Origin of the sequence: Nocardioides sp. (genome assembly GCF_016462705.1) — a bacterium.
Taxonomy (GTDB): Bacteria; Actinomycetota; Actinomycetes; order Propionibacteriales; family Nocardioidaceae; genus Nocardioides.
In genome coordinates this window covers 1-6,800 of record NZ_JAEMSS010000203.1, presented here as the reverse complement: position 1 = coordinate 6,800, position 6,800 = coordinate 1, and the positions used below count along the sequence as shown (strand labels likewise).

Annotated in this window: 7 protein-coding genes; 6 read left to right on the top strand and 1 reads right to left on the bottom strand. The window is 72.3% G+C overall.

The genetic code is table 11. The annotated features are described in order from the left end of the window. Positions 1-11: 11 nt before the first annotated feature. Positions 12-1,199, top strand: coding sequence for a hypothetical protein (locus JHD21_RS19175; RefSeq protein ID WP_292678466.1), 1,188 nt, complete (start codon positions 12-14; stop codon positions 1,197-1,199). Here the strand turns inward: JHD21_RS19175 and JHD21_RS19170 are convergent. Next, complete coding sequence (locus JHD21_RS19170; protein WP_292678465.1) at positions 1,168-2,763, bottom strand: hypothetical protein; 1,596 nt, start codon at positions 2,761-2,763, stop codon at positions 1,168-1,170. The two genes, JHD21_RS19175 and JHD21_RS19170, sit on opposite strands and share 32 nt — an antisense overlap. Positions 2,764-2,871: 108 nt before the next feature. On the opposite strand from JHD21_RS19170, the gene JHD21_RS19165 reads away from it, so the two are divergent. The 5 genes from JHD21_RS19165 to JHD21_RS19145 form a co-directional block, all read left to right on the top strand. Then, entirely contained in the window at positions 2,872-3,768 is an 897-nt protein-coding gene (locus JHD21_RS19165) for a GNAT family N-acetyltransferase (protein WP_292678463.1), read from the top strand. Positions 3,769-3,805: 37 nt separating this feature from the next. Then, positions 3,806-5,308, top strand: a complete 1,503-nt coding sequence (gene guaB, locus JHD21_RS19160; RefSeq protein ID WP_292678462.1) for an IMP dehydrogenase — start codon at positions 3,806-3,808, stop codon at positions 5,306-5,308. A gap of 45 nt (positions 5,309-5,353) precedes the next feature. Beyond that, positions 5,354-5,914 (top strand): hypothetical protein, encoded by a 561-nt coding sequence (locus JHD21_RS19155; protein ID WP_292678460.1) that lies wholly within the window; start codon positions 5,354-5,356, stop codon positions 5,912-5,914. A 10-nt stretch (positions 5,915-5,924) separates the two neighbouring features. Continuing rightward, complete coding sequence (locus tag JHD21_RS19150) at positions 5,925-6,227, top strand: transcriptional regulator (protein ID WP_292678458.1); 303 nt, start codon at positions 5,925-5,927, stop codon at positions 6,225-6,227. Beyond that, positions 6,224-6,800 (top strand): IMP dehydrogenase (locus tag JHD21_RS19145; RefSeq protein WP_292678456.1); only part of this gene is annotated, 577 nt, incomplete at its 3' end. The genes JHD21_RS19150 and JHD21_RS19145, both read left to right, overlap by 4 nt.

Below are 6,800 nucleotides of genomic sequence, written 5' to 3'. Positions count from 1 at the left end.
GCGTCCCCGCCGTGCTCGGCGTCCTGGCGCTCGTCGTCTCGTTCCTCACCCTGGGCCTGGTCGCGGCCCCCGCCGCGCAGGCCGACGGGCCCGGCGTGGGCTCCCCGTGGGTGGTCAGCGTCGGCGACTCCTACATCTCCGGGGAGGCCGGCCGCTGGGCCGGCTCCTCCAACAGCTCGTCGGCCGCCGCCGACGCGCTCGGCCCGACGGCGTACCACGACACCCCGAGCGGTGAGGCGATCAACCGCTGCCACCGCAGCAAGTCCGCCGAGATCTACCTCGGTGGCGGCGTCAACGGCCTCAACCTCGCCTGCTCGGGCGCGAAGACCACCACGGCGACCGGGAACACCTTCAAGCCGGGGCTGGACTTCTACAGCAACGGGACCCAGCAGGGGCAGGCCCGGATGCTCCAGACCTTCGCGGCCACCCACAACGTCAGGATGGTCGTGGTCTCGATCGGCGGCAACGACTTCAACTTCGCGAGCATCGTCCAGCAGTGCGTGCAGGACTTCCTGGCCTCGCCCTCGTGGTGGAAGGACTACTGCAAGGACGACTCGTCGGTGACCGCCAACTTCACCGCGGCCAACGTCGCCACCGTCAGGTCGCGCATCTCCACCGCGCTGCAGAACGTCCGCACCGCGATGCGCAACGCCGGCTACGGCGACTCCGCCTGGACCATGCTCGTGCAGACCTACCCGTCGCCGATTCCGAACGGCAGCGGGTTCCGCTACTCCCAGAGCGGCTACACCCGGCAGAGCACCGGTGGCTGCGGCTTCTGGAACTCGGACGCCGACTGGGCCAACGGCAGCGCGCTGCCCACCATCAACAACACCGTGACCGGGGCGATCGCCCAGGCCGGGATCAGCAACGCCAAGGTGCTCAACCTGTCCTCGGCACTCAACGGCCGCCGGCTCTGCGAGACCGGCGTCGGGCTCTACGAGGAGGTCGGGCTCTCCTCCTGGACGCAGCCCGCCGCGGTCGACCGGACCGAGTGGGTCAACCAGATCCGCACCGTGACCACGTGCTGCTCGGGCAGCCCCTACTACATCCAGGAGGGCCTGCACCCGAACTTCTGGGCGCAGCTGGCCTTCCGCAGCTGCGTGCGCCAGGCCTACAACGGAGGTGTGCCGCGCGGCGGGACGTGCACCCGGTCCGGCAACGGGCTGGTCAACGGCGAGCCGGTGATGTCCCTGTCCTGACCGGCGAGGGTTGGTCGCCCGCGGCCGCCCCGCCGACGCCGCCCCCGTGGCAGTCCACCTCGGGGGCCGGACGGTCGGTGCCACGCAGCAGCCAGATGGTCCGCCGGTGGTCCGGCTCGGTGCCGCAGCCCGCTCCGTGCGCGACGTACCGCTCCTGGACCAGCGCGGCCAGCTCCTCCCCGGCGGTGTCGTTCCAGGTCTCGAAACCCACCCACTCCACGATCCAGGTCGGGGCGTCCGGACCGGTGACCACGGCCTCGAGGTCCTCCAGGTGGGGGTCGAGGGTGCGCATCGGCAGCGACCACAGGTGCTCGTACGGCGACGGCAGGCCACTGGTGAGCTGGAGGTCAGCCCGGCCGCCGAAGACCACGAGCGTGTCGTCGGGCGCGGCCGCCTCGTGCAGTGCCTCGCCGGTGTCGACCTCGTCGAACTCCTGCAGCCCCAGCGCCTGGTAGCCCGCCCACCCGGCGAGCAGCACGACCGTGGACACGGCCGCCGCGGCGATGACCGACCGCATCGCCACCCCCCGCTTGCTGTGCCGCCGGGCCAGCAGCGCGGCGCACAGGGCGGTGGCCGGGAGGAGGGGGAAGAGGTAGTCCCGCCAGAAGCTGCCGCCGAGCACCAGCCCGGCGACGTCCACGACGAGCATCCCGGCGACCGCGGCGGTCAGAGGCGCGTCGTCCTCCCACTCGCCCCGGATGTGCACGACGAAGCCGCCGATGACCAGCAGCATGCCGGCGCCCAGCGCGCTGACGACGAGCAGCGCGGCCCGGACCGTCTCGGTCTCGGCGCTCCCGGACGCGAGCACGCCGGCCGCGTCGAACCGGAAGCCGTAGACGGCGTACCAGAGGGCGTCGAGGTCGACGCCGGCCGCCCGGGCCCACAGCACCGTGCCCAGCAGGGGGACGAGCGCCCCCGCGGACGCCGTCAGGGCGAGCCGGACGAGGTCGGCCAGGCCGATCCGGCCGGCGAACGTGCTGGCGACGAACAGCACGGCGGTGAAGACGATGCCGCCGACCAGGTTCTGCTTGAAGCCGAGGGCCAGGCCGGCCAGCAGCCCGCCGCCGAGGGCGTAGACCCACGAGCGGTCGCGGACCGCCAGCAGCGCCAGCCACAGGCTGCCCATGAGCAGCGGCAGCGCGAGCAGCTCGCCCTTCACCGCGACCGCGTTGATGGCGATGTTGCTCGTGATCGCGGCCACGGCGAGCGCCGTCCACCGCGAGGCGGTCTCGGTCGCGACCAGCCGCGCGACGTACGCCGCGGCGACGACCAGGAGCGCGCACGCGACCGCGCCGACCAGCCGGATGAACAGGGGCCCGCCCACGTCGTCGGCCCAGCCGTAGGTGGCGATCAGTAGCGGTGGACGGTCCACGAAGTAGGGCCCGTAGACGCTGGCCGGCTCCGGGTCCCAGGCCCGGGCCACGAGGAGGAAGCCGGCCTCGTCGGCGCGGATCGGGCGGGTCAGCCCCGGCAGCCGCAGCAGGAACGCCGCGGCCGCGGCCACCGGGATGGTCCAGCGGGAGTCGACGAGCGCATCGGTTCGTCGCGCCAGACGGGTCCACACGCAGGTCAGGGTTCCAGAGAGGAGGGAGCACCTCGGCGTCGACCCGACGTTGCACCGCCGAAACACTCCCGACCCCGACCGGCAACCTGTCCGGCCCACGCTGCCTTCATGCTGTGGAGGGTTCGTACGACGCTGCCCGACCGTCCCGGCGCGCTGGCCCTGCTCGCCGAGCAGTGCGGCCTGGCCGACGTCAACATCCTGGGCCTGCAGATCTTCCCCGGGGTCGAGGCGGTCACCGACGAGCTGGTGCTGCGCACGCCCGAGGACTGGGAGCCGGCCCAGATCGGCCGGCTGGTCGAGGGCGCCGGGGGCTCCGACGTCGTGGCGATGCCGTGCAGCGAGGACGCTCTGGCCGACCAGGCGACCCTCTACGTCCAGGCGGCGCGGATGGTCCTCGAGCGCCCGATGACGTTCCCGGAGGTGGTGGGCCGGCTCTTCGACGCCCGGCTCGAGTCGGTCGACGGCAGCCCGGCCACCGACGACGTCATGGAGATGACCGTCGGCGACGTCGAGGTCCAGGTCCGGCGGGCGACGGCGTTCACCGCCACGGAGCACGCCCGCGGCGCGGCGATGGCGGCGCTGGTGAGCGACGTCCTGGCGCGCAGCGCGTCGCCGGGGATCTCCGGGGAGGCCAGCGGGCGCCGGGTGGGCGGCGGCGCCGCGCCGGCGTACGCCGTCGAGGGCGACTCGGTGGCGGCCCGGATCGACGACGTGGTCGTCGGGCGGGCGACCCTGGCGGAGACCGACGAGGCCGGGGTGCTCGCGATCGGGCTCGGGGTGGACCCGGCCTGGCAGCGGCGGGGCATCGGCTCGCGGCTCCTCGTGGACGCGGCCCGGCTGGCCCTGGCCAAGGGCGCCGACGAGATCCTGCTGACCACCCGCTCGGACAACCAGGCGGCCCTGCCGATGGTGCTCGCGGCGGGGCTGCGCGGCCGGATCCGGATGGCGGGGGACCAGCTCACCGTCCGGATCGCCGTGCACGACCTCAAACCGCTGCGCGCCTAGGCATTTGGGGTCCCGGTCGCGCCGGTAGGCTGGGGGAGTGGAGCTCCCCGACAAGTTCGCGGCCCTCGGGCTCACCTACGACGACGTCCTGCTGCTGCCCGGTCACTCGGACCTCGTGCCGGCCGACATCGACACCACCGCGCGGCTGACCAGGGAGCTGTCCCTGCGGGTGCCGCTGGTCAGTGCCGCCATGGACACCGTCACCGAGTCCCGGATGGCGATCGCGATGGCCCGCCAGGGCGGGCTGGGCGTGCTGCACCGCAACCTGTCGATCGAGGACCAGGCCTACCAGGTCGACCTCGTGAAACGGACCCAGACCGGGATCATCTCCAACCCGGTCACCATCGGTCCCGACGCGACGCTGGAGGACCTTGACCGGATCTGCGGCGAGTACCGCGTCTCCGGTCTCCCGGTCGTCGACAGCGACATGCGGCTGCTCGGCATCTGCACCAACCGGGACCTGCGGTTCACGCCCGTCGCGGAGTGGGCGACCACCAAGGTCGACGAGGTCATGACCCCGATGCCCCTGGTGACCGGGGCGGTCGGCATCGCCCGCGAGGAAGCGACCGCGCTGCTGCGCAAGCACAAGCGCGAGCGGCTCCCGCTGGTCGACGAGAAGGGCCGCCTCGGCGGGCTCATCACTGTCAAGGACTTCGTGAAGTCCGAGCAGTTCCCCCTGGCGTCCAAGGACGCCGACGGACGGCTCATGGTCGGCGCCGCGATCGGCTACTTCGGCGACGCCTGGCAGCGGGCCACCACCCTCATCGAGGCCGGCGTCGACGTCCTGGTCGCCGACACCGCGCACGGCCACGTGACCCTGCTGCTCGACATGGTGCGCCGGCTCAAGAACGACCCCGCCACCCGGCACGTCCAGGTGATCGGGGGCAACGTCGCCACCCGTGAAGGCGCCCAGGCGTTCGTCGACGCCGGCGCCGACGCGGTCAAGGTCGGCTTCGGACCCGGCTCGATCTGCACGACCCGGGTCGTCACCGGGTGCGGCGTCCCGCAGGTCACCGCGGTCTACGAGGCCTCGCTGGCGTGCCGGCCCGCCGGCGTACCTGTCATCGCCGACGGCGGCCTCCAGCAGTCCGGCGACATCGCGAAGGCCATCGTGGCCGGCGCCGACACGGTGATGATCGGGTCGCTGCTCGCCGGCTGCGAGGAGTCCCCGGGCGAGCTGATCTTCGTCAACGGCAAGCAGTTCAAGTCCTACCGCGGGATGGGCTCGCTGGGCGCGATGTCCTCGCGCGGCAAGAAGTCCTACTCCAAGGACCGCTACTTCCAGGCCGAGGTGTCCAGCGACGACAAGATCGTCCCGGAGGGCATCGAGGGCCAGGTCGCCTACCGCGGACCGCTCGCCGCCGTCGCGCACCAGCTCATCGGCGGCCTCAACCAGTCGATGTTCTACGTCGGCGCCCAGACGATCCCCGAGCTCCAGGACAAGGGCCGGTTCATCCGGATCACCTCGGCCTCGCTCAAGGAGAGCCACCCCCACGACGTGCAGATGACCGTGGAAGCGCCCAACTACACGGGGTCCTGAATCTCGTACTTGCCAGATTGGAAAGTACGACCCATACTTTCCGATATGGAAAGTATGTCCGCGCTCCCGTCCGACCCCGCCGGCCAGCTCGCCGCGGCCGAGTCGGCCCGCCAGCGCCTCGCCGCGTCGCTGGGGACGCCCGCGTGGTTCCACACCTGGCTCGGGGTCGCGACCACCGTCCAGATCGGCGCGGTGGCCTACGGCCTGTCAGATGACGCGAGTGGCCCTCGGCTGGTCGCGGTCGCCTTGGGTGCGCTCTTCTTCGCGGTCGTCGTGGCCGTCCTCTGGCTGCGGTTCCGGAGACTGAACGGCGCCCGGGTCGGTGGGCTGTTCAGCAAGGCGCTGATGGGCACCTCGAACCGCGCCGCCCTCGCGGAGACCGCCGGCCTGGGGGTCGCCGTGTGGGCGGGACTGGTCGGCCTGTGGTGGCTCGTCGCTCTGGCGTCGGTCTCTGGTGGGGTCGGCTACGCCGTGAGCGCCCGGCTGTGGTGGCGCGACTACCAGCGGGACCCGGCGTCCCACGCTCATGGTGACTCCCGGGGCATGCTGGCCGTGGTCGGCCTGGCCACCGTCGCCGGGCTCGTCGCCCTGCTCGTCCTCGGATGATGGGCCGCGCATGACCGGGATCGACCCGCTGATCCACCCGCCCGCGCGGCTGCAGCTGATGACGATGCTGACGGCGGTGTCCGAGGTGGAGTTCGTGACCCTCCGCGAGGCGCTGGGCGTCAGCGACTCGGTGCTTTCGAAGCACGTGTCGGCCCTGGCCAGAGCCGGGTACGTCGCCATGCGGAAGGGCGTCCTCGACGGCCGGCGCACGACGTGGGTCAAGCTGACCAAGTCCGGCGGCCGAGCGCTGCGGGCACACACCTCGGCGCTGCGCGCGCTGATCGAGGCGGTCGATGAAAGACTCCTCCCGTGACCGAGATCGAGATCGGCCGAGCCAAGCGCGCCCGGCGCGCGTTCGCCTTCGACGACGTGGCGATCGTGCCCTCCCGGCGTACCCGGGACCCCGAAGAGGTGAGCATCGACTGGCAGATCGACGCCTACCGCTTCGAGCTGCCGATCCTGGCCGCGCCGATGGACTCGGTGATGTCGCCCGCCACCGCGATCGCGCTGGGCCGGCACGGCGGCCTGGGCGTGCTCAACCTCGAGGGGCTCTGGACCAGGTACGACGACCCGGAGCCGCTGCTCGAGGAGGTCAGCGAGCTCCGGGGCACCGACGCCACCGCCCGGATGCAGGAGATCTACGCCGAGCCGGTCAAGGTCGAGCTGATCAGCGAGCGGCTGCGGGAGGTGCGCGAGGCGGGGGTGACCGTTGCCGGGTCGCTGTCCCCCCAGCGCACCCGGGAGTTCGCCAAGGCCGTGGTCGACGCCGGCGTCGACATGTTCGTCATCCGCGGGACGACGGTCTCGGCCGAGCACGTGTCGTCGCAGGCGGAGCCGCTCAACCTCAAGGAGTTCATCTACGAGCTCGACGTCCCCGTGATCGTCG